Genomic DNA, 17991 nt, shown 5'->3' with positions numbered 1-17991 from the left:
GGGGCAGGGTTTTTTTTTTTCCGCCTTTGGGGTGGGGACCCCGGGGGTGCCTACGGCACCCCCGGTTCCCTGGGCCGGCCTTCGGCCGCCCTTGATGGCTCTGGCACCCCCCGCCTTCGGCGGCGGATGCCGAAGGCAGTCGCCAAACTGACCACTACGGCCAGCCGAAGGCTGCGGGCAACCACCGACCAGCCGAAGGCTGACCAGACGGCCAGAGATCCACTATGGAGTTGGGCAGCACTCAGGGACCCGCGACCGGTGATGGTCGGGGCCTACGGCCCGTGCCGCCCGCGGCTGCTGCGCGGTATCGGCTACGTGGCCTTGCCGTCCAGGGGGTGAGCGCTCACCGGGTCCTGGTGGCCGTTGTGGTCGGTGGGGAGCTGCTTCACGGAGAGTCCGGCTGGGCTCCCCACCGGGGTCATTGGGCTGGGGTCAGATGAGGACGCTCCCGACGTAGAACAGCCCGTACAGGCACGCGACGGCACCCCCGGCGGGCAGGAGAGCCCACCGGGGGTCTGCGGTGCGGTCGGTGGCGATGACGCCCGTCAGCAGGACGCAGAGCACCGTGAACAGCCCGATGAGGACCGTCGTCGCGCCCCAGAACCACTCAGGCACTGGTGGACTTCCGGGCGGTGGTCTTGCGGGTGCTGGTGGCCGCGAGGGTGGCCGGCGCGTCGGTCCCGGTGGTGTCCGTGTCCGCGGGCGCGGGCTCGGTGGTGCCCGGGTCCGTCGGCGCGGGCTCCGGGGCGGCGTCGGTCGGCGGCCAGTGCCACGTGTGGGGCGCGGGGCTCTCGCTGTCGTCGTAGGCGACCGGGAGCTGGGGCGCGTACGCGGCGCCGCCGACGGGGAACAGGGTCAGCCAGCAGTCCGTCAGCTTCGTGCCCCGGGTGGGGTCTTCGACGCCGATCGCGGTGATGATCGCGGGGATGGCCGGCGCGTCGTCCTGCTGGACGTGCACGATGCGGCCCACGGACGGGTCGGGCATGGTTGGCTCCTCCACATAGCAGTTGGTGTGGAGGTGGGGGGTTCCCCTTCACTCGACTACAGGCGTTTGGGTTTCGCGTTTCCCCCGTACGGGTGGATTGCGCGTGTCATGAAACCCTGTGACCTGCGGTTTTGTGTTCTCGGTGCGGTAGTGTTGTGCGCGAAAACCGGCCAAAGTTTTCGAACGCGCACGCTGTTACGCATCGAGGGACCGCGCCTCCACGTGCGGCCCCGGTATGCAGAGACCCGAAAGGACGTGGGGGGGAAGTCGAAATCCACTGACCATTTACCTGGATGATCGAGGGGTACCCGCGCGGTAACCGCGAATCTCGGGTAATCTCGTCATCGGACAGCCACCCGACGGGTGGGAGCCTTGCAAACGGACTAGGTCTTCGGCTCCCAGCAACCCGGGTCGAATCGGGTGGGCTGTCGGCCCGGGGCCCCGGAGGCTGGACACCTCCGGGGCTCCCTCAGTTGTCCTCTCACCGATGAGCCGTGACCAACCGGCTGCGACCAGTGAGATTGAAGTCGATCGTACCCCTTGTCAGTGGTCCGTGCGATGATCCCCGCACAACAACCTGATAGGGGGTGTCGACACCATGGCGAAGCCCATCGGAGCATCGACCTTCTACGGGGACCTGAAGCGGCTGGCTGACGTGCAGACACACGACGGCTGGGCGACGCACAACAGGGGGCAGCGCGGCGACGGTTGGGGCGTCACCGCGAAGAACCCCACGGGGGTGCACGGGGTGCTGATCCACCACTCCGTGACCAAGGACACAGCCTCGGCGATCGCGATGTGCCGGGACGGGCACAGCACGCTCCCGGGGCCGCTGTACCCGATCGTGGTCGACAAGCACGGGACCGTTCACCTTGTGGGCTGGGGGCGCTGCAACCACGCCGGGACCGGGGATCCCGCCGTGCTTCAGCACCTGGTCGAAGAGCGGCTGCCGTTCCCGAAGCCCCGGTTCACCGATGGGGACCAGGGCGGCATCGACGGCAACGCGCGGCTGTACGGCATCTGCCTGCTGAACATGGGTGACGGCAAGGACCCGTACCCCAAGGTGCAGCTCGACGCAGCGGCCACGGCCGCCGCGCTTCTGTGCGAACTGCATGGCTGGTCGGAGCTGTCGGTCGCCGGCCACAAGGAGTGGCAGCGCGGCAAGGTCGACCCCAGCATGGCCATGGGGTCGTTCCGCACCCGCGTGCGGGTCCGTCAGCGGCACGTCGCCGCGTACCTCCGGGGACGGTCGTGAGCACACCTGAGCTTCCGCGTACGGGCGTACTCGTCTCCCTGGAGCAGATCTACGAGATGGCGAAGGCAGGGGCCGCGGCGGCGGACGGCAGCCGCGGGGACATCGCCGCGCTGCGTCAGGACGTGCAGCACCTGACCGGCCGCGTCACGGAGGTGGAGAAGCAGCTCAAGGATTCCACCCCGGTCTACCTCAAGCGGGCCGGGTACGCCCTCGGCATCATCGCGGCCGGCATCGCGGCCGGGTGGGGTGCGCTGCACGGGGGTTGACTGGCCTGAACATACGTGTACGGGCCCGCTGTCGTGGTGACAGTGGGCCCGTACCCGATACCGTGCTCTCAGCGGCGGCGCCGATCGTTACCCGTGGATCTCCCAAGAACACGTGGGATCAGCGTCGCCGCGCCCGGCCGGCGCGCGTCGGGTTCTTCGTCAAGTCGATCGCGTGCAGGGTCATGCTCTGGCTGCTGCCGTCGGAGTCGGGGTGCAGCCACTCGGCGGCCCAGCCCGCGTTCTTCGGGGCTGCGGCGAGCCACGCATCGACGGCGGCGCCGATTCCGGCGACCATGTAGGCGTTCAGGATGTCGCCCTTGACGCTCCGCACCTGACTGGGAAGCCAGTCGAACGACGTCGGTCCCAGGTTCCGTTCCTGGTCCTCGTAGTTGTCGGTGGCGTGAATGTGGATCGCGTCGGAGCCCCTGATCTTGGCCTCCCGCGCCCCGGACAGGCGCAGGCGCCGCAGAGCGGCCAGCAACCCCGCTTCCTTGTCTGCCCGGGGCCGCTGGCGGTTCTTCGCGCCCGCGGGGAGGTTCCAGCGGCGCCATGTCTCCCGGGACACGCCAGCGATGGTCCAGGGCTGCTTGAACCGGCGCCCAAGCTCCCGCAGGGCGTTGTCCACGGTGTGGGTCCCCGCGGACAGCCGGTTGCCGGTGATGGCCCGGTAGAACTCGCGCTCCAGGTCCGCGCGGCTGGTCACCGGTCCTCCTTCGGGACGTAGGGCTTGAAGTGCCCCAGCTTCATGCCGGACGGGTCCAGCCTGAACCCGGGCGGTGCGTCGCGCTCCCAGTCGGTGATACCGGCGTAGAACACGCAGTCGGTTTCGACGCGCACGGGGGCCTGTTCGGCGACTTCGGTGAAGGTGAGGGCCTGCAACGTCGGCTGCATGCCTACGACGTTGGTGCGCAGCGCCGCGTCCAGCTTCCGCCACAGGTTCGTCCGGGCCGTGGCGATGATGATGTGGTGCCACTCGGGCCGGGCCACCCGGCCGCCGCGCGCCCATAGTCCGTACGTCTGCTTGTAGACCTGCCGGGCAGCGGTCGCCAGAGGCTCCCGGGCGGCGCTCGCGATGTCGTTCAGCACCTCCGCCCACTTCCTGGTGACGCGGCGGACACGGGAGCCCCCCCAGTACTCCAGGACGCGGAATCCGTCGTAGTCGCCGCGCTCGGTGAGCTGCTGGAGCAGGACCAGAGTCGGGGTGGTGACCCACCGGGTCCCGTCCTCCAGGGCGGGCGCGTACCCGGCCGGGTCGGGCAGCAGGTGGCCGTAGCGCCACGGGGACAGCTCCACCCGCCAGACGGACCCCGCCTTCGGGTCGAACACCCAGTCCGGGCCGGTGACCTCGTGGTGCGTCAGCTTGTCGATGGGCAGCTCCGCGACTTGGTAGGCGCTGAGGTACGCCTTGTTCAGGTCGTAGCCGTGCAGGGGGCGATTGCTGTTGCTGTCGCCTCTCCACTGGCCGGCGGTGTAGGGCTGTTCGATGAGCCCGAACGGCCATGTGGGGCGCTCGCTGGTGGCGTACCAGATGCCATTGCTGGACCACATCGGCTCATCAGACTTCGGGTTCATCACCCGCCAGCCGTCGACCAGCAGGGCGTTGCCGGCCATGCCGGGCGTGCCGACCCAGCCGACTTCGGTGACCTGTCGCCACAGGGCCAAGTTCGACGCGGTGTGTACGGGGTCGTCCTCGACCAGGGGGGAGTACTTTGTGCCCGGCTCGATGGCGTCGACTTCGCACGTCCAGATGCTCTGGCGGCCGCAACTCCACCTGACCCAGGTGTCGCCATGCTGGATGCGTGCCGTCCAGTCGCCGGCCGTGACCTGGGCGGGTTTCTCGGTGTCGGGGTCGACCCCGGTGGCGTAGGGCGTGATGTACCGGGATCCCCAGGACCCGGAGAGCATGAGGACTCCCCCCGAGTCCATGCGGTCAGCGACCGTGGAGAGCAGGTCGCCGAGGTCCGCCGGCTCCCGGGTCGGCGGCGGCCCGATCCTGTCGTCCATGACGGACATGGTGTCGGTCAGCAGCAGGAATTTCACTGGTCCCCCTCAGTGTCGATGGTCGTCTGGCCCGGCAGGGGGCCCGGCGGCACGCTGCCGAGGCCGTCCCGCTCTAGCCCCTCCTGCACGTAGGTACGGATCACGTCGGTGATGGACCGGGACGCGCGGGCGGCGGCGGCTTTGAGGCCGCGTTCTTGGGCTGAGGTGAACTGGACGCGCAGCTTGTAGGGGTAGAGCTGGGGTGTGGGCATGAGAGCACGGTATCAGGCTGATACCGCTTTGACATGCATCGGCCCCGTTCGGCACGGGGACCTGACTCCCACCGAACGGGGCCGACGTGCCCGAGAGTCACCTCTGCCTCTCGGGCGGGCCCGTAGACGGGGTGGCTACGGACCCTCCCGCGACCAGGGGCGATCGCGGGGGCTCACCCCTCCAGCAGTCCATGGACACTGCTGGAGGGTGTGTGCCGGGTCAGCGCCCCCCCACGGGCCCCCGGCGGGCGGTGTGCCCGGACTAGCCACCGCCGAGTGTCGCGCGCCGGACGGGAGCCTGAAGGGGGACGGCTCCCGGGGGTGCCCGGCGTGCGCTGGTCTGATCAGTCGATGTGCCGCAGCCACAGGCCGCGCGCGGCCAACTCGCCCTTCGTCAGCCACGACCCGCCACGCAGGAACGCGGCCTGAACCGGCTGTTCGGCGGGGTCGGGGACGGAGGCGACCAGCGCCCATCCGGCGAACGGGATGGGGGTGAGCTGGTCGCTGTTGTCGTCGCTGGCGAACCAGCCCGTCTTCAGGCGCGGGTCCGGCACGAAGGCAAGGATGGTCGGGCCGGCCACGGGCGGCACGGGCTCCGGGATCGAGGTCAGGACGGCGCGGATGCGCTTGGCGATGGCCGGATACGCCTGCTCCAGCTCCCCGGCGATGTCGTGCATCTGCGATTCGACCGCCTGATGGGAGCTGACGCGGCCGGCCTGCCGCACGCACTCCTCCATGAGCTGCGCGGCGGAGCGCTGCGCGTAGTGGAGCATCGCGGCCTTCGACGCCACGTCGGCGGACAGGCGCGTCACGTCACGGGCGAGAGCGTCCTCACGGGCGACGTGGGCCGCGTGCTCTCGGTGGAATGCTGCGGTGATTTCGGTGGCCGCGGAAGCGCCGTCGGGGGCGGCTTCCAGGTGATGCACGACGGTACCGTAAAAGGTCTGCACCACCGGGTCACGGTAGGTCGACGAGAGCGCAACGCTTTCCGTAGCTGACTCTGATATCACGGTCATCGGATCTCCCAACCCGTCAGGTGAGGACGACCGTATACCAGTTGGGGAGAATCTGTGTAGTCTCCCCAGCATGAAACTTCAACGACCGGGCCGGGCGATCGCCGAGGCGGTCCCTGCCGCGCGTCAGGATCTGACCCAGATCCGCGACGACATATCGCGCGCAGTCGACGTTTTCACGGTGTGCGCCGTCGTGGTATCAATCGCCATCCTGCTCGTTGCGCTCAGGGAGGCGTAGTGGAGACTCCGACGGAAGAGTACGACGCTGCGCGCCGCATCGCCGACGCACACAACTTCCAGCTCACCGTGCACGGTCTCGCGGCTGCCGGAAAATGGATTGCGGTACGCCTGGCGGACGGCAAGTCTGACGCGGCGCTGTACGACACGAAAGCCGATGCCGTACGTCATCAGCTCCATGAGTCGCTGTGCCTGTACATCTGCATTCTGCCCACAGCCATGCCGGTCCATGACGCCCTGTCAGTCCTGCGCATCAACAGAAAACTGACGGCGGGAAACATGAGAATCTCCGACCCGGAAAAGCACATGCAGATGCCACTTCGAAGGGAGTTTCTGAAGTGACGACGACAACGCAGTACCCGGACTATCTCGTGCCTGCGGAGGACGCACGAGAGCACTCCGAGACAAGCCCCCAGTTCGACGTCCAGGCGCCCGCCGTCGACCCCGAGGCACCCTGGGGCCGCAAGGCCGATGGCACCCCCCGGGCCAAGCCCGGCCGGCCGGCCGGGACCCCGGACAGCAAGCCGCGCACCCGCAGCGGCGCCCGCAAGGTCAGGCTCTCGCCGGCCGCGCCCAAGCCCAAGACGAAGCAGTCGAAGCCCTCTGCGGGCGTGCCCGACTACCGGCCCGGCATCAAGGGCCTGGTCCAGGTCGTCGCCATGCCGTTCAGCGTGCTCGGTATCAAGAACCCCGCGTTCGCCGCCGACGCTGCGGCCATCACGCTGCACGCCGACCCCCTGGCGGACGCGCTCCAGGAGACGGCGGAGCAGGAACCCCAGTTCGCCGCCGTGCTCGACAAGGTGCTGGCGGCCGGCCCCTACGGAGCGCTGTTCGCCGCAGTGATGCCGCTCGCGATGCAGATAGCCCACAACCACAAGGTGCTGCCCGGCCCGATGGCGACGGCGATGGGCGCCCGGGAGCCTGAGGAGCTGCTGCGCGACCTTCAGGCCGCGGCTGCCTGACATGGCGCGCGTCGATGACCTGCCGGGCGTTCTGAGGGTTCCCCGGCAGGAATTCTTGGATCGCTACTGGCAGTACCGCCCCGGTGAGCACGTCACGATCTTGGGGCCGACGGGCAACGGGAAAACGTACCTCGCGCAGCAGTTGATCGAGCGGTCCGCGTCGCCGGAACTCCCTGCCCTCAGCCTCATTCTGAAGCCGCGTGACGCCCAGGTGAAAACGTGGGCTAAGCGGGCAGGTCACAGGACAGTAACGTCCTACCCCGTTCGTGCAACCATCTGGAAACCGGGCAAGCCCCCCGGTTATGTGTTGTGGCCCAAGTACGCGTTCAACCCCGACATCGACCGGGCCAACCACTACCGGGCATTCCGCACGGCACTGCTGTACGCCTACCGGAAGGGAAACCACATCGTTTTCGCGGACGAGACCGTAGGGCTTCAATCCCTCGGGCTCACAGATGAACTCGAAGCGATGTGGATGCAAGGCCGCTCGATGCGCGATGGAATCTGGGCCGCATCACAGGCGCCGGTCAACATTTCCACCTACGCCTACGGGCAGGCGCAGCACCTGTTTTTGGGCTACATCAACGACAAGCGAAAACAGGCACGCCTCGGGGAAATCTCAGGGATCGATGAGTTCTTGGTGCGCCACACGGTCGCGAATCTCGCACGGTATGAATGGCTCTACATTCGCCAGGAAGACCGCGTGATGTGCATCGTGGAAAAATAGGGTGGTTGCTAAAACTCTCCGCCCTCTTGATAGTGCCCCCTGTCAGACCTTTCCCGGCCCTTGATAGGGGGCACCATGGCGACGGCGGCACCACCCGCGACGTCCAAGACCGGCAAGCAGCAGGCCGCGCAGGCGCAGGCGCAGGCAGCCGCGCGGCGCCCGTTCATCACGGGGTCGCGCGTCATCGACAAGCAGACGTACGACCAGACCCGGACGCTCACCGGGTCCACACAGCGTCTGCCCACCTACGAGCTGGACACCGACGGCTTCACCGCCGGCATCTACGTCTACGTCCAGTGCACGACGACCGGCAACAGCGCGAGCGTGACGTTCGCGGCGGACGGCCCGTTCAACGTGATCGACACCATCACGTTCTCCGACACGTCGAACAACCCCATCGCCGGGCCGATGAACGGCCACGACCTGTACGTGGCGCTGAAGTACGGCGGGTACAGCTTCGTGGACGACCAGAAGCTCTCTCCGGTGTACTCGGCGACGACGGGCAGCGGCGGCACGGGCGGGTCGTTCTCCTTCGTGCTCCAGCTCCCCATCGAGATCGTCCACCGTGACGCCCTGGGCGCCTTGCTCAACAAGTCCGCCAGCGCGGTGTTCAAGCTGGACATCACCCTGTCCAACTCGGCCACCCCGTACGGCACCGCCCCGACCGCGGCCGGCAGCGTCCGGGTCCGCATCCAGCAGTTCGGCTGGATGGACCCGAACGCGACCGACCTGAAGGGCAACCCGGTGGCGCAGAACCCGCCCGCGCTCAACACGGTCCAGTACTGGGACAAGCAGACGTACACCCTGAACGCGGGCGCGGTCGCGCAGCGCCTCCAGACGTTCGACGGTCTGGTCAGGACGATGATCTTCGAGCTGCGGGACGGCGCCGGCAGTCGGACGGTCGGGGACGCGGACTTCCCGGACCCGTTCATCCTCCAGTACGAGACGGCCCAGCCCATCCAGCGCGTGAAGGACATCTGGCGTCACCAGATTGGCCAGCACTACGGGTACACAGCGGCCGTGGAGACGCCGGGCGGCCGGGACTACGGCACCTACCCCGAGAGCTACGCCCGCGACTTCGGGCTGAAGCCCGGAGCCGAGTCGCGTCTCGGCTACATGGCGGTCTCGGCGGCGACCGCGCTGCGCGTCCAGGGCAGCATCGGCGGCACCGGCTCGCACACCCTGACCGTCCTGATCAACTACGTCGTCCCCGCGGGCGGCGACGTGAAGTCCATCGCGGGCAACCGCTGATACCGCCCTCGGCCCACCAGTCCAACCGCACATGAGGGGAGGGGTCATGCAGTACTTCAAGCCATTCACAACGTTGGCCGTCGGGATCGCCGTCGGGTACTTCCTGCTGCCCAAGGTGCTCAACCGCTAGCCCACCACCACCCCGAGAGGAGCAGACGATGGCGCGCAGTGCCGGTATCAGCGGTGTCGGTGTCGCGACCGCGACGGCCGGCGCGCTGTTGATGTACGCGGGCATCCGTGACGTCAGCGTGCTCCAGGCGCTCCGTGAGGTCACCAGCGGCACCCTGCCCGAGGGCAACCGGGGTGCCGAGGGGAAGCCGACCGCGACCGCGACGGCGGCCCGCGCCCGCCTCGAGGGCGGCGCGGCCGGGGGGACGGCGCAGGCGGTCCCGGCCGGCACGGGCGGCGGCGCCTTCCCCCAGCTTGCGCAGGCCGCGCTCCGCTACAAGGGCCGGCCCTACCGGTGGGCCGCGAACGGGCCGGACGCCTTCGACTGCTCGGGGCTGGTCCAGCGCGCCTTCGCCGACGTGGGGATCTCGGCGCCGCGCACCACCTACACCCAGCAACCGTGGAAGGCGCTGGTGTCCATCCCGGCCGGGCAGGCCGCGGCCGGGGACCTTGTGTTCTGGCCGGGCCACGTTGCCATCGTGGTGTCGCCGGGCACCGTGGTGCACGCCCCCCGGCCGGGCAAGGTCGTGGAGGTCGTCCCGGTGGGCAGCGCGGGCCCGCGCGGGCAGCGCGCCATTTACAAGCGGTACGCGGCGGCGGCCGGCGGGGGCGCGGCCACGCCCAAGCCACCGCGCACGGCGGAGGTGTGACGTGGCGGAGACAACGGGTCCGATCCTGGCCATCGGCGCGATCACCATGGCCAACCGGTCGGTGTTCCACGACCGGCCCGTTGACTGGCGGGTGCCGGTCGCGACCGGGCTCGCCGCGATGGCCTTCACCGGTCTGGAGCGGATGTGGGGCAAGGGTGCGCGGTCGCTCGCGTGGATGGCACTGATCACGGTCTGCCTGACCCGCATGGAGCCGGGCGTGCCCAGCCCCGTCGAAAGCGCGCTGGACTGGTTCGACTCAGGGGCCGAGCCCCGGCAGTTCGGCCACGGCAAGAAACGGACCCTGCCCAACGGCAGGACCCATCCAGGTCTGTAGAAAGGACGGCCCCATGGGCACCCTGGAGAAATTCCTCATGGGGGCGATCGGCATCGCCATGGTGACGACGCTGACCCTCCCCGACCGGCAGACGCCGAAGGTGTTCGACTCCTTCACCCGGTTCGTGCGCGGCACGCTGGCCACGTCCATGACGGGCAAGGCGTAGCGATGGCGTACACCGGCACGTGGCTGCGTGCCGCCCAGCAGGTACAGGCGAACCCGACGCGCCTGCGTGAGCCGTCGCCGGCGCACGGGCAGGACCTGACGGATCAGTACCCCCAGGACCACCAGGCGCCGGTCAGCCCCGACTACGACGGCACCGACTTCATGCGGACCGTCGTCAACACGCCGGGGCTCGCCCTGGACAACCCCTCTCGGGACCCCGGTGACACCGACGCGGTCGGCGGCGCCTTCCACAACGAGCTGGAGCGGCAGACCGTTCAGGCCCTGGGGCACACCGGCCGTGACCGTGGCTGGGTGCAGTCGCAGTACGCCGGCAGGCAGCCGTTCCAGGACGACACCACCCGCTACCTGGAGTCGCGGTGGGAGGGCGGGGGGACAACAGCGCCGTCGGCGGAGGCCATCCAGCGCGGTATCAACTCGCTGCCGCAGAACAACGACACGTCGATTGAGGGCTACGGCGGCCGAGGCTGGCGCGCCGGCTTCCTGCGCTGGCGGTTCGTCGACCGGAAGAACCGGATCGACCCCCGGAACTACACCGCCCAGCAGCTGCTCGCCCGGGACATCCGGGTGCCCGCGAACCAGCCCGCGCAGAACGGCACCTGGGGCCGTACCAGCCCGTTCGCGACCATGGCCCGGCCGATGGACACGGTGTCTACCCGCCCGGCCCTGTACCGCTCTCCGCCGTCCCTGACCGACACCATCCTGGCGGACCAGGGCGCGGCGGCCGGTGACGGCGGGATCGCCACAGACGGGATGTGGTCGGTGTGAGCGAAGGCACGGTCCAGGTCCCGGCCGTGGGCCGGGTGAAGAAGGCGTACGTGATGGCCGGCGGCGCCTTGGCCGTGGGGATCGTGGCGTATGCGTACTGGTCACGGTCCCAGGCGCCCGCCGACTACCCCGCCTACGACGATACGGACGTGATGACCGATGGGGTCACGGATACCGCTGGTGGTGTGGCGGGAGCTGGTGCCAACAGCGGCGGCGCTACTACTGACTCTTCTACCTCCCCGGATTCCGACGCCGAGTGGGCCCAGCAAGCCCGGGAGGCTCTGGCCGGGACGTTCGATGACGGCGCACTCGCGACCGCCCTCGGGAAGTACGTCACCCACCAGGGATTGACCAGCGTCGAACAGAACATGGTCCGGGCCGCGATCGGCCAGATTGGATACCCGCCCGGCGGCCGGTACCCGATCAACTCCGACACGGCCGGCAGCCCGTCCACCTTCCAGGAACCGACCGGGCTCCGGGCGACGAAGGTCGCCACGACCCAGATCGATCTGGCGTGGAACAAGGTCACGGGCGCATCCGGATACCGGATCTACCGGGCCGACCTGGGAAACGAACCGATCGGCGACTCCGCCGACACGAAGTTCTACGCCCGCGGCCTGACCCCGAACAAGAGCTACACGTTTCTGGTGGCCGCGCGGACCGGAACCGGCTCCCCGGGCCCCAAGAGCCAGCCGCTCACGGTGAAGACGGCGCCGGTCAAGCTGGGGCGGCCGGCCACCCCGTCGGTGTCCGGGATCACCCGCACGTCCGCGACCGTGAGCACCAAGCCCGTCTCGGGCGCCACCGGCTACATCTGGTACATCAACGGCGTCCAGCACGGCCACAGCGACGGGCCGAAATACACGGTCGTCAGCCTGAAGCCGAAGTCCAAGTACACGGTGTCCGTCAAGGCGGACACCCACACCCAGGGGCCCGGCCCCGAGTCCGCAAAGCGCGGCTTTACCACAAAGAGGTAGCTCCCGATGAGCCTGAAGCCCGAGGTCAGCCTCACCGTGGCACTCGCCACGGGCACCCTGGTGTATGCCATCTACTCGAACGCCACGCCGACGCTGGCGGACATCCGGTCCGCCGACCAGTACAACGCGGACCTGAACGGCGCCCGACGGTCCGCGTCCTGGACGGCCGCCGCAGCCGTGGCCGGTATCAGCCTCGTGTCGAAGGACGCGGGCCCGTTCATCGTCGGCGGCGCCATGGTCGTCGCCATGGACTGGATGCACCGGCACGCCGACGCGGTGAACCCCCTCATCGGCAGGGCGGTCGCGGGCGACATCACCATGTCGGAGGTGACCCCGGCTGTCACCCAGCAGGACGCGCCAGCCTCCTACGGCTACAGCGACGACGTCCCGGCCGTGGCCTGACCCGATGGCCAAGCTGTCCCAGGCGCAGATCGAGATGTACGCCCGGTCTGCCGGCCTGTCGGCGGACCAGGCGCGCATCGCTGCCGCCGTCGCCATGGCGGAGTCAAGCGGCGAAACGACCGCGCACAACGCGAAACCGCCGGACGACTCCTACGGGCTGTGGCAGGTCAACATGCGGGGCACACTGGGCCCGGCCCGCCGTCGGGCACTCGGCATCACGTCGGACGCACAGCTTTTCGACCCGGCCACCAACGCCCGCGCCATGGCGATGATTTCAGGCAAGGGGACCAACTGGCGGCCCTGGTCGACGTACACCAGCGGCGCGTACAAGACGTACATGGCCGGCGGCGGCGGCGCGGGCGGGACCGTGGACCAAGCCCTGGACCAGGCCCTGGACCTGAACGACCTGCCGGGGCTGATGTTCCCGCCCGTCACCGGCATCGAAGGGCTGTCCGCGCTGGCCGAACTGGGCGTCGGGGCAGCCGAGTGGGTCGGCGACCCGCACAACTGGGTGCGCACGGTGCAGGTCGGCATCGGCGCCGCCATGGTCGGCGTAGGGCTCGCCGTCGTCACCCGGGGCACGTGGCAGCCGGTCGCCAACACGGTTGGCAAGGTCGCCACCCTCACCCCGGCCGGCCGCGTCACCGCGACCGCCCGCGCACGAACCGCAGGCCGCGCCGTGAAGAGCGGCGGACGCGGCGTCACGACCAGAGCGAAGGCATCACGATGAGCGAACTCCAGCCGGACACGGACGAACTGCTCCAGGAAGAGCCAGCAGCCGCGCCGCTGACCCCGATACCGGTCGTGGTGCAGGGGCCCACCCGCACGGTGGAGCTGCCCGCCGAGGACTTCGTCGCTGACCAGATGGACCTGGACAACGTCACCCCGGTCCGCATCCTCGGCAAGGACCCGCGCCGCAAGCGCACAGTCCTGATACCGTCCGGCGGCGCCGTCCGGCTCGCGGGCTCGAAAAAGCAGTGCATCCCCGGCATGGGGGCGATCGTGCCCGTCGGCAGCATGCTCCAGCTCACCGCCTACGGCGAGATCTGGGTGATGGCATCGTCCGGTGCGGCCACGACCGTCAGCTACGTCGCCGAGTACTGGGCGGACTGATGGCTGACCGGGACGAAGCGGTGACCCTGACGGTCGGTGCCGGCGGTACCGCCACGGCCACGCTCAGGACCAGGACCAAGTTCCAGACCTGGACCGTCAAGCAGGTCTCGCTCGAAGTGCCGGCGGCACCGATCGGCGCCACGGCCGCACTGCGCAAGAACGGGGCGCTGGTCACCCCGCTGATACCGACCGGCGACACGGCGGCCGGCGATCCCGCGGTGACGCTGCGGCCCGGCGACGTGATGACGGTCGCGGTCGCCGGATGCACGCCCGGCAGCACGGGCACCGTGACGTGGTTCTACGACGATGGGGTGGAAGCATGAAGTCGTTCATGGCGGCGCTGCGGTCGCTGGTCCTGCCGTACGGGCGCACCACCGGGAAGCGCGTCATCCTGGACGGAGACGGCGGGCGCATCCAGATCTACGACGCGGCCAACCGGCTCATCTGCGAGATCTCCCCCGACGCCGACGTGGTCCGGGTGTACGGGCCGACCGGGGCGACGGCCGCCCTGGACCCCTCGGCGCCGTCCGGCGTCGCCGACCCGGGCCCGGGGCTCACCCTGAGCATGAGCGGCGACGTGACGCCCGGCACGCTCACCGAGTACGACGACACGTTCACCCGCGGCCTGTACGTGCGCACCCCCAGCCCCCGTGACGCGGACACGTCCCTGGAAGGCGTCGACTACGCGGCGATCCGGATGAGTGGCCGCTTCCACGGTGAGGCCCCGGCGATCATCATGGCGGCCGGTGACCCGGCGGACGCCCCGGGCGGCTACGTCCAGATCAACGGGACCGTGTTCGACGCGGCCGGCCGCATCGTGACCTACCCGGACGCGCAGACCTACACGCCGTTCATGGCGGCCGGTCTGGCGACGTTCTCCACCCGTACCGGCTGGTACTACAGGATCGGGCCCATGGTGTTCTTCACCGCCTACTTCGTCACCGCGACGGCGGGCAGCGGGACATCGCCGGTCACGGTGACCACGCCGACGGCGATCGACCGGACCACCCGGCAGCAGATGGGCGCGCACGTGTCCGGTGTGGGCGGGCCCGGGCCGGGCGAGTACACCGCGCTGTGCCTGAACGGGGGGTCGGGGTCGACCATCGACCGGCTGACGCGGGGCGGGGTCGACCTGCTCGGCGGTCAGGTCAACGCCAGTGCGCTGATCACGGTCAGCGGCTGGTACCGAGAGCAGCTCTAGGGGGCAGGCATGGCAGAGCCGACGACGGTCGTGGTCCAGGGCGACGACGACCAGGCCGAAGCCGCGGTTGTCGCGGCGTTCGCGGCCGGTGAGGCGGCGGCGCGGTCCGAACAGGCCGAAGAGACCGCCGACGGGGCGGCGGCAACGGCCGAAGTGGCAGTCCATCAAGCGGAGGTGGCAGCACAGGTGGCAGGTGAAGCGGCAGCGTCCGCGTGGGCGACGGAAGAGCGCGTGGCAGGGCTCGAAGGGCGACTGGAGTCGTTGACGGCACTCCTCGAACAGCGGCTGCCGGCGGCGCCCGCCGAGGGTGAGCAGGAAGCGACCGCGCCGGCCCCGGAGCCGAAGGAGGAGAGTCCGGCGACCCCGGCCGAGACGGACGACGACGGCAGCGGGCAGACGGAGAAGAAGGAGAAGCCGCGCTGGTCGTTCTTCGGGCGCTGACCTGAGAGGCATAGGACCCCCGCGTATGCGTACGCGGGGGTTTCTCGTTTCCGGCTCCCGTGTGCGGTATCAGTCTGATACCGTGAATGACTGTGGCGGTTCACTCCGTCACAGATGGGAGATCCACGATGCACAACCCTGCTCGCCACCGACTCCCCACCTGGGGACAGTGGACCGGCCGCTTCACCACCAGCCTGGCAGCCATCCAGCGCGGCGCAACGCGCTTCCGCAGGCTCACCCTCCAGGAAGCGCCGGCCAACATCAACACCCCGCACCTGGACTACATGCTGCGCCCGTCGCTCATGCACGTTCTCGCGCACGCCCTTGACGACATCACCGAGGGCCTGTACGCCATCGAGCTGAACTGCCGCTCCCGCCAGCACCGCCCCCGCACGCAGGCGGACCTCCAGCGCGCACGCAAGCACCTGAACGAAGCGGCGATGGCCATCAACGCGGTGACCACCCGGAGGCGGACCGAATGACCGCCGACCAGCCCCCCGCGCTGCACGCCTACTGCCGCCTCGGCGGCGACTGCATCCGCGCGTGGATGCACAGCGGCCCGTGCACCCCCGGGTGCCGCATCTGCCACACCACCGACCACACCACACCCGCCTGCCCCACCTGGAGCAGTGACGACACCGAAGGAGACACCGGCGTGTCCACCACCTACCCGTTCATCCCGCTCGCCTGCAAGCAAGGGATCTGCGGACACCCGGTGTGCTACCGCTACCGCTCCCGCCGCTGCGTGGCCGGCGAGTGCGCGCACGCCCAGCAGAACATGGCGTGCGGAGAGGCGATCCTGACCACCGACTGGGCCGACACCCCCATGGGCGCCGCCCGCCCGCACCCCGAGAGCTGATACCACCCAGACCGCCCCGGGCCCCCGTGCCGCTCACGGCGCCGCCGACGGGGGCCCGGGGCCCCTCGAACAAGCAATCGGACACCACCTTCAGCGAAGGTGGCACCACTATCGTTCCGAAAGTGCACCATGCCCGCTCGCTCCAAAAACCTCACTCATCGTACAAACTTCCGCTACACCGAGTACGAAGACGCCATACTGGCCCGGGTGATGCGCGCTCACGAAGAACTCGGCATCAAGATCAGCAAGAACGACGCGATCCGCATCTGCATCCGCCGCGCTGCCACCCCCCTGCCCGCCGACGAACCCTCGGCGCGCGCGGCCATCAAGCGGCACATCCACGACTGCGAGCACTGCACCCCGAAGGACATCAAGTGCCCCGACGGGTGGGCAGTCTACGACGCCTACCACCGCATCAAGGAGGCGAGCATGCCCACGCCCGCACCCGCTCACACCCCGCCCGCCCCGGAGCCGCAGCAGCCCGTCCGGCTGCTGTTCGGCCGGAAGGCGGGATGATGCCCAACGACTACGCCGAGTACATGCCCGGCATAGGCGGTATCAGCCTCACCGAGCGCGAAGCCGTCGTGGCCCTGTACATGATCGAGGGCCGCGACCCGATCGAGGGACTGCCCGCGGTCCTCAGCACCGTCACCCGGCCCGCAACCCCGGAGATGGTCCGCGAGATCCGGGACCGACTCCTGTTCCGCTTACAGAACATGGTCCGTCAGGGCCCCTACGGGCCCCGCGCGATCATCGGCACCGAAGGAGACACACCATGACCCGGTGGATCGAGGACCCGTCCCTGGAAGCCCCCGACGGGCACCGCTGGATGCGGCCGGCCCCCGAGGACTGCCCCAACTGCCCCTGCCACACCGCCCGCGTGTGCGACGGCGGACTGTGGGACCGAGCCATCCCGCCGAAGAACCCCGACGGCACCCTCTACACGGAGCCGTGCCCCTGCCGCGAATCTGCCGGCGCGACGCCGTGAACGCGGCCACACGGCGCAAGCGCGCCATTCTGAGGGACCGCCGACGAGACCGCCGCGACGAAGCCATGTACGGGGACCCGTTCATCCGGGCCCTCATGGGCTTCGATCTGTACCTGCTGAGCCAGCGGGGCCTGACGGCCAAGCTGTACGAGCTGATCGAACGGAGCTGACGATGCCCAAGACACCGCCCCAGAACCCCCCGCAGGGCCCCCAGACGCAGCCCAAGCCCCTTCAGGGCCCCCAGACGCAGCGCCCCCCGCAGGGCCCCCAGACGCTCCCGAAGAAGGGCCGGCCGTGACCGACATCCCGCCGCAGGGCCCGCAGTTCCGACCGGACGGCGAGACACCACACGACAGGGTGGTGCGCGCCGTCACAGCAGCCCGGGATCTGCTCCAGATGGCCCTGGACAAGGCGCAAGGACCCAGCGACGACGTTCGTACGGTCGCTGGCCGCGAACTCCGGTCGCACTACCGCGACCTGAGCGCGAACGCCACGTGCCGTGTCATGCAGACGCGCGTCTGCCCGACCGCGGGGCCCTGCGCAGGCCCCTGCGCCCGGTTCGAGTCGGACGACCCGCGCCCATGGCTCGAAGGAGGCACCACCGATGAGCGATCGTGATACCGCGTTCGGCTGGAAGGCTGCTGCCGCGTCGGCTGCCGGCGCCTGGGTCGCCACGGTCCTGTTCACCACGCCGCGTGGCGACAGGATCCTGGAGAGGCTGGGGAAGGCGTTGTTCCCGGCGACGGTCACCGGGGAGCGCACGAAGGGCACCCAGCGCTGTGGCACCTGCTACATGACAGACGGTCAGCACCACGTCCATTGCTCGCAGTTCGGGACGTAAGTCACCGAAGGTGATAACCTCTCAGACCGAACAATAGGCCGAAGGCCACCCCAACAGCGCCGAAGGCGCCCAAAGGGTGGCCGAAGGCCACCAATCGGGCCCGAAGGGCGCCCCCCGG

The 17991-nt window shown here is 69.5% G+C and carries 30 protein-coding genes; 24 read left to right on the top strand and 6 right to left on the bottom strand.

Translation table 11 applies throughout. From position 1 onward, the window contains the following. Positions 1–432: 432 nt before the first annotated feature. Entirely contained in the window at positions 433–615 is a 183-nt protein-coding gene (locus ACZ63H_RS36825) for a hypothetical protein (protein WP_469872712.1), read from the bottom strand. Then, the gene (locus ACZ63H_RS36820; protein WP_469872710.1) at positions 608–985 is read right to left on the bottom strand and encodes a hypothetical protein; all 378 of its coding nucleotides are present in this window, start codon (positions 983–985) and stop codon (positions 608–610) included. Before ACZ63H_RS36820 ends, ACZ63H_RS36825 begins: the two co-directional genes overlap by 8 nt. Positions 986–1583: 598 nt before the next feature. Between ACZ63H_RS36820 and ACZ63H_RS36815 the strand changes: the two genes are divergently transcribed. Then, entirely contained in the window at positions 1584–2240 is a 657-nt protein-coding gene (locus ACZ63H_RS36815; RefSeq protein WP_469872708.1) for a peptidoglycan recognition protein family protein, read from the top strand. Further along, the gene (locus ACZ63H_RS36810) at positions 2237–2506 is read left to right on the top strand and encodes a hypothetical protein (RefSeq protein ID WP_469872706.1); all 270 of its coding nucleotides are present in this window, start codon (positions 2237–2239) and stop codon (positions 2504–2506) included. The genes ACZ63H_RS36815 and ACZ63H_RS36810 overlap by 4 nt, the downstream gene beginning before the upstream one ends. A 118-nt stretch (positions 2507–2624) precedes the next feature. On the opposite strand, the gene ACZ63H_RS36805 is transcribed toward ACZ63H_RS36810, so the two are convergent. From ACZ63H_RS36805 to ACZ63H_RS36790, 4 genes are all read right to left on the bottom strand, one after another. Beyond that, the gene (locus tag ACZ63H_RS36805) at positions 2625–3209 is read right to left on the bottom strand and encodes a hypothetical protein (protein ID WP_469872704.1); all 585 of its coding nucleotides are present in this window, start codon (positions 3207–3209) and stop codon (positions 2625–2627) included. Next, positions 3206–4546, bottom strand: coding sequence for a hypothetical protein (locus tag ACZ63H_RS36800; RefSeq protein WP_469872702.1), 1341 nt, complete (start codon positions 4544–4546; stop codon positions 3206–3208). The genes ACZ63H_RS36805 and ACZ63H_RS36800 overlap by 4 nt, the downstream gene beginning before the upstream one ends. After that, on the bottom strand, positions 4543–4758 hold the full coding sequence (locus tag ACZ63H_RS36795) for a hypothetical protein (protein ID WP_469872700.1): 216 nt from the start codon (positions 4756–4758) through the stop codon (positions 4543–4545). Before ACZ63H_RS36795 ends, ACZ63H_RS36800 begins: the two co-directional genes overlap by 4 nt. A gap of 344 nt (positions 4759–5102) precedes the next feature. After that, positions 5103–5684 (bottom strand): hypothetical protein, encoded by a 582-nt coding sequence (locus ACZ63H_RS36790; RefSeq protein ID WP_469872698.1) that lies wholly within the window; start codon positions 5682–5684, stop codon positions 5103–5105. Positions 5685–5844: 160 nt separating this feature from the next. Between ACZ63H_RS36790 and ACZ63H_RS36785 the strand changes: the two genes are divergently transcribed. The 22 genes from ACZ63H_RS36785 to ACZ63H_RS36680 all read left to right on the top strand — a co-directional run bounded on the left by ACZ63H_RS36785 (position 5845) and on the right by ACZ63H_RS36680 (position 17873). Further along, positions 5845–6009 carry a hypothetical protein gene (locus tag ACZ63H_RS36785; protein WP_469872696.1) on the top strand — a complete coding sequence of 55 codons (165 nt, stop codon included), beginning with the start codon at positions 5845–5847 and terminating at the stop codon, positions 6007–6009. Then, the gene (locus ACZ63H_RS36780; protein ID WP_469872694.1) at positions 6009–6350 is read left to right on the top strand and encodes a hypothetical protein; all 342 of its coding nucleotides are present in this window, start codon (positions 6009–6011) and stop codon (positions 6348–6350) included. The genes ACZ63H_RS36785 and ACZ63H_RS36780 overlap by 1 nt, the downstream gene beginning before the upstream one ends. Continuing rightward, positions 6347–6970: a hypothetical protein gene (locus ACZ63H_RS36775; RefSeq protein ID WP_469872692.1), complete on the top strand. Its 624-nt coding sequence runs from the start codon at positions 6347–6349 to the stop codon at positions 6968–6970. Before ACZ63H_RS36780 ends, ACZ63H_RS36775 begins: the two co-directional genes overlap by 4 nt. A gap of 1 nt (position 6971) precedes the next feature. Beyond that, positions 6972–7697, top strand: a complete 726-nt coding sequence (locus ACZ63H_RS36770) for a DEAD/DEAH box helicase family protein (RefSeq protein WP_469872690.1) — start codon at positions 6972–6974, stop codon at positions 7695–7697. A 75-nt stretch (positions 7698–7772) separates the two neighbouring features. Further along, positions 7773–8948: a hypothetical protein gene (locus ACZ63H_RS36765; RefSeq protein ID WP_469872688.1), complete on the top strand. Its 1176-nt coding sequence runs from the start codon at positions 7773–7775 to the stop codon at positions 8946–8948. A gap of 158 nt (positions 8949–9106) precedes the next feature. Next, positions 9107–9766 carry a C40 family peptidase gene (locus ACZ63H_RS36760; protein ID WP_469872686.1) on the top strand — a complete coding sequence of 220 codons (660 nt, stop codon included), beginning with the start codon at positions 9107–9109 and terminating at the stop codon, positions 9764–9766. A 1-nt stretch (position 9767) separates the two neighbouring features. Continuing rightward, positions 9768–10100 carry a hypothetical protein gene (locus tag ACZ63H_RS36755; protein WP_469872684.1) on the top strand — a complete coding sequence of 111 codons (333 nt, stop codon included), beginning with the start codon at positions 9768–9770 and terminating at the stop codon, positions 10098–10100. Between the two features lie 13 nt (positions 10101–10113). Next, positions 10114–10266, top strand: coding sequence for a hypothetical protein (locus tag ACZ63H_RS36750; RefSeq protein ID WP_469872683.1), 153 nt, complete (start codon positions 10114–10116; stop codon positions 10264–10266). 2 nt (positions 10267–10268) lie between these two features. Next, the gene (locus tag ACZ63H_RS36745; RefSeq protein ID WP_469872681.1) at positions 10269–11051 is read left to right on the top strand and encodes a hypothetical protein; all 783 of its coding nucleotides are present in this window, start codon (positions 10269–10271) and stop codon (positions 11049–11051) included. A gap of 26 nt (positions 11052–11077) precedes the next feature. Further along, on the top strand, positions 11078–12028 hold the full coding sequence (locus tag ACZ63H_RS36740; RefSeq protein ID WP_469872679.1) for a fibronectin type III domain-containing protein: 951 nt from the start codon (positions 11078–11080) through the stop codon (positions 12026–12028). Between the two features lie 6 nt (positions 12029–12034). Beyond that, a complete protein-coding gene (locus tag ACZ63H_RS36735; RefSeq protein WP_469872677.1) occupies positions 12035–12430 on the top strand; it encodes a hypothetical protein in 396 nt (131 codons plus the stop codon). Positions 12431–12434: 4 nt separating this feature from the next. After that, on the top strand, positions 12435–13160 hold the full coding sequence (locus tag ACZ63H_RS36730) for a transglycosylase SLT domain-containing protein (protein WP_469872675.1): 726 nt from the start codon (positions 12435–12437) through the stop codon (positions 13158–13160). Continuing rightward, on the top strand, positions 13157–13543 hold the full coding sequence (locus ACZ63H_RS36725) for a hypothetical protein (RefSeq protein WP_469872673.1): 387 nt from the start codon (positions 13157–13159) through the stop codon (positions 13541–13543). Before ACZ63H_RS36730 ends, ACZ63H_RS36725 begins: the two co-directional genes overlap by 4 nt. Next, positions 13543–13866 (top strand): hypothetical protein, encoded by a 324-nt coding sequence (locus tag ACZ63H_RS36720; protein WP_469872671.1) that lies wholly within the window; start codon positions 13543–13545, stop codon positions 13864–13866. Before ACZ63H_RS36725 ends, ACZ63H_RS36720 begins: the two co-directional genes overlap by 1 nt. Continuing rightward, entirely contained in the window at positions 13863–14744 is an 882-nt protein-coding gene (locus tag ACZ63H_RS36715; RefSeq protein WP_469872669.1) for a hypothetical protein, read from the top strand. The genes ACZ63H_RS36720 and ACZ63H_RS36715 overlap by 4 nt, the downstream gene beginning before the upstream one ends. 9 nt (positions 14745–14753) lie before the next feature. Then, a complete protein-coding gene (locus tag ACZ63H_RS36710) occupies positions 14754–15185 on the top strand; it encodes a hypothetical protein (RefSeq protein ID WP_469872667.1) in 432 nt (143 codons plus the stop codon). Positions 15186–15313: 128 nt separating this feature from the next. Then, complete coding sequence (locus ACZ63H_RS36705; protein WP_469872665.1) at positions 15314–15667, top strand: hypothetical protein; 354 nt, start codon at positions 15314–15316, stop codon at positions 15665–15667. Further along, positions 15664–16044, top strand: coding sequence for a hypothetical protein (locus ACZ63H_RS36700; RefSeq protein ID WP_469872663.1), 381 nt, complete (start codon positions 15664–15666; stop codon positions 16042–16044). The genes ACZ63H_RS36705 and ACZ63H_RS36700 overlap by 4 nt, the downstream gene beginning before the upstream one ends. A gap of 210 nt (positions 16045–16254) precedes the next feature. After that, positions 16255–16560 carry a hypothetical protein gene (locus ACZ63H_RS36695; RefSeq protein ID WP_469872662.1) on the top strand — a complete coding sequence of 102 codons (306 nt, stop codon included), beginning with the start codon at positions 16255–16257 and terminating at the stop codon, positions 16558–16560. Then, positions 16557–16823: a hypothetical protein gene (locus tag ACZ63H_RS36690; RefSeq protein WP_469872660.1), complete on the top strand. Its 267-nt coding sequence runs from the start codon at positions 16557–16559 to the stop codon at positions 16821–16823. The genes ACZ63H_RS36695 and ACZ63H_RS36690 overlap by 4 nt, the downstream gene beginning before the upstream one ends. Continuing rightward, positions 16820–17032, top strand: coding sequence for a hypothetical protein (locus ACZ63H_RS36685; protein ID WP_469872658.1), 213 nt, complete (start codon positions 16820–16822; stop codon positions 17030–17032). The genes ACZ63H_RS36690 and ACZ63H_RS36685 overlap by 4 nt, the downstream gene beginning before the upstream one ends. 604 nt (positions 17033–17636) lie before the next feature. Continuing rightward, entirely contained in the window at positions 17637–17873 is a 237-nt protein-coding gene (locus ACZ63H_RS36680) for a hypothetical protein (RefSeq protein WP_469872656.1), read from the top strand. Positions 17874–17991: the final 118 nt, after the last annotated feature.

The organism is Streptomyces sp. NPDC104831, from assembly GCF_055583025.1.
The sequence above is the reverse complement of the archived record's forward strand: the minus strand, read 5'-3'. Positions and strand labels throughout refer to the sequence as shown.

Bases quoted from the DNA above. Each gene is read 5' to 3' on its own strand.
- ACZ63H_RS36730 (WP_469872675.1), top strand. From the start codon at position 12,435: ATGGCCAAGCTGTCCCAGGCGCAGATCGAGATGTACGCCCGGTCTGCC.
- ACZ63H_RS36680 (WP_469872656.1), top strand. From the start codon at position 17,637: ATGAGCGATCGTGATACCGCGTTCGGCTGGAAGGCTGCTGCCGCGTCG.
- ACZ63H_RS36685 (WP_469872658.1), top strand. From the start codon at position 16,820: ATGACCCGGTGGATCGAGGACCCGTCCCTGGAAGCCCCCGACGGGCAC.
- ACZ63H_RS36735 (WP_469872677.1), top strand. From the start codon at position 12,035: ATGAGCCTGAAGCCCGAGGTCAGCCTCACCGTGGCACTCGCCACGGGC.
- ACZ63H_RS36820 (WP_469872710.1), bottom strand. From the start codon at position 985: ATGCCCGACCCGTCCGTGGGCCGCATCGTGCACGTCCAGCAGGACGAC.
- ACZ63H_RS36795 (WP_469872700.1), bottom strand. From the start codon at position 4,758: ATGCCCACACCCCAGCTCTACCCCTACAAGCTGCGCGTCCAGTTCACC.
- ACZ63H_RS36745 (WP_469872681.1), top strand. From the start codon at position 10,269: ATGGCGTACACCGGCACGTGGCTGCGTGCCGCCCAGCAGGTACAGGCG.
- ACZ63H_RS36700 (WP_469872663.1), top strand. From the start codon at position 15,664: ATGACCGCCGACCAGCCCCCCGCGCTGCACGCCTACTGCCGCCTCGGC.
- ACZ63H_RS36705 (WP_469872665.1), top strand. From the start codon at position 15,314: ATGCACAACCCTGCTCGCCACCGACTCCCCACCTGGGGACAGTGGACC.
- ACZ63H_RS36815 (WP_469872708.1), top strand. From the start codon at position 1,584: ATGGCGAAGCCCATCGGAGCATCGACCTTCTACGGGGACCTGAAGCGG.
- ACZ63H_RS36750 (WP_469872683.1), top strand. From the start codon at position 10,114: ATGGGCACCCTGGAGAAATTCCTCATGGGGGCGATCGGCATCGCCATG.
- ACZ63H_RS36760 (WP_469872686.1), top strand. From the start codon at position 9,107: ATGGCGCGCAGTGCCGGTATCAGCGGTGTCGGTGTCGCGACCGCGACG.
- ACZ63H_RS36710 (WP_469872667.1), top strand. From the start codon at position 14,754: ATGGCAGAGCCGACGACGGTCGTGGTCCAGGGCGACGACGACCAGGCC.
- ACZ63H_RS36695 (WP_469872662.1), top strand. From the start codon at position 16,255: ATGCGCGCTCACGAAGAACTCGGCATCAAGATCAGCAAGAACGACGCG.
- ACZ63H_RS36725 (WP_469872673.1), top strand. From the start codon at position 13,157: ATGAGCGAACTCCAGCCGGACACGGACGAACTGCTCCAGGAAGAGCCA.
- ACZ63H_RS36785 (WP_469872696.1), top strand. From the start codon at position 5,845: ATGAAACTTCAACGACCGGGCCGGGCGATCGCCGAGGCGGTCCCTGCC.
- ACZ63H_RS36690 (WP_469872660.1), top strand. From the start codon at position 16,557: ATGATGCCCAACGACTACGCCGAGTACATGCCCGGCATAGGCGGTATC.
- ACZ63H_RS36770 (WP_469872690.1), top strand. From the start codon at position 6,972: ATGGCGCGCGTCGATGACCTGCCGGGCGTTCTGAGGGTTCCCCGGCAG.
- ACZ63H_RS36715 (WP_469872669.1), top strand. From the start codon at position 13,863: ATGAAGTCGTTCATGGCGGCGCTGCGGTCGCTGGTCCTGCCGTACGGG.
- ACZ63H_RS36720 (WP_469872671.1), top strand. From the start codon at position 13,543: ATGGCTGACCGGGACGAAGCGGTGACCCTGACGGTCGGTGCCGGCGGT.
- ACZ63H_RS36765 (WP_469872688.1), top strand. From the start codon at position 7,773: ATGGCGACGGCGGCACCACCCGCGACGTCCAAGACCGGCAAGCAGCAG.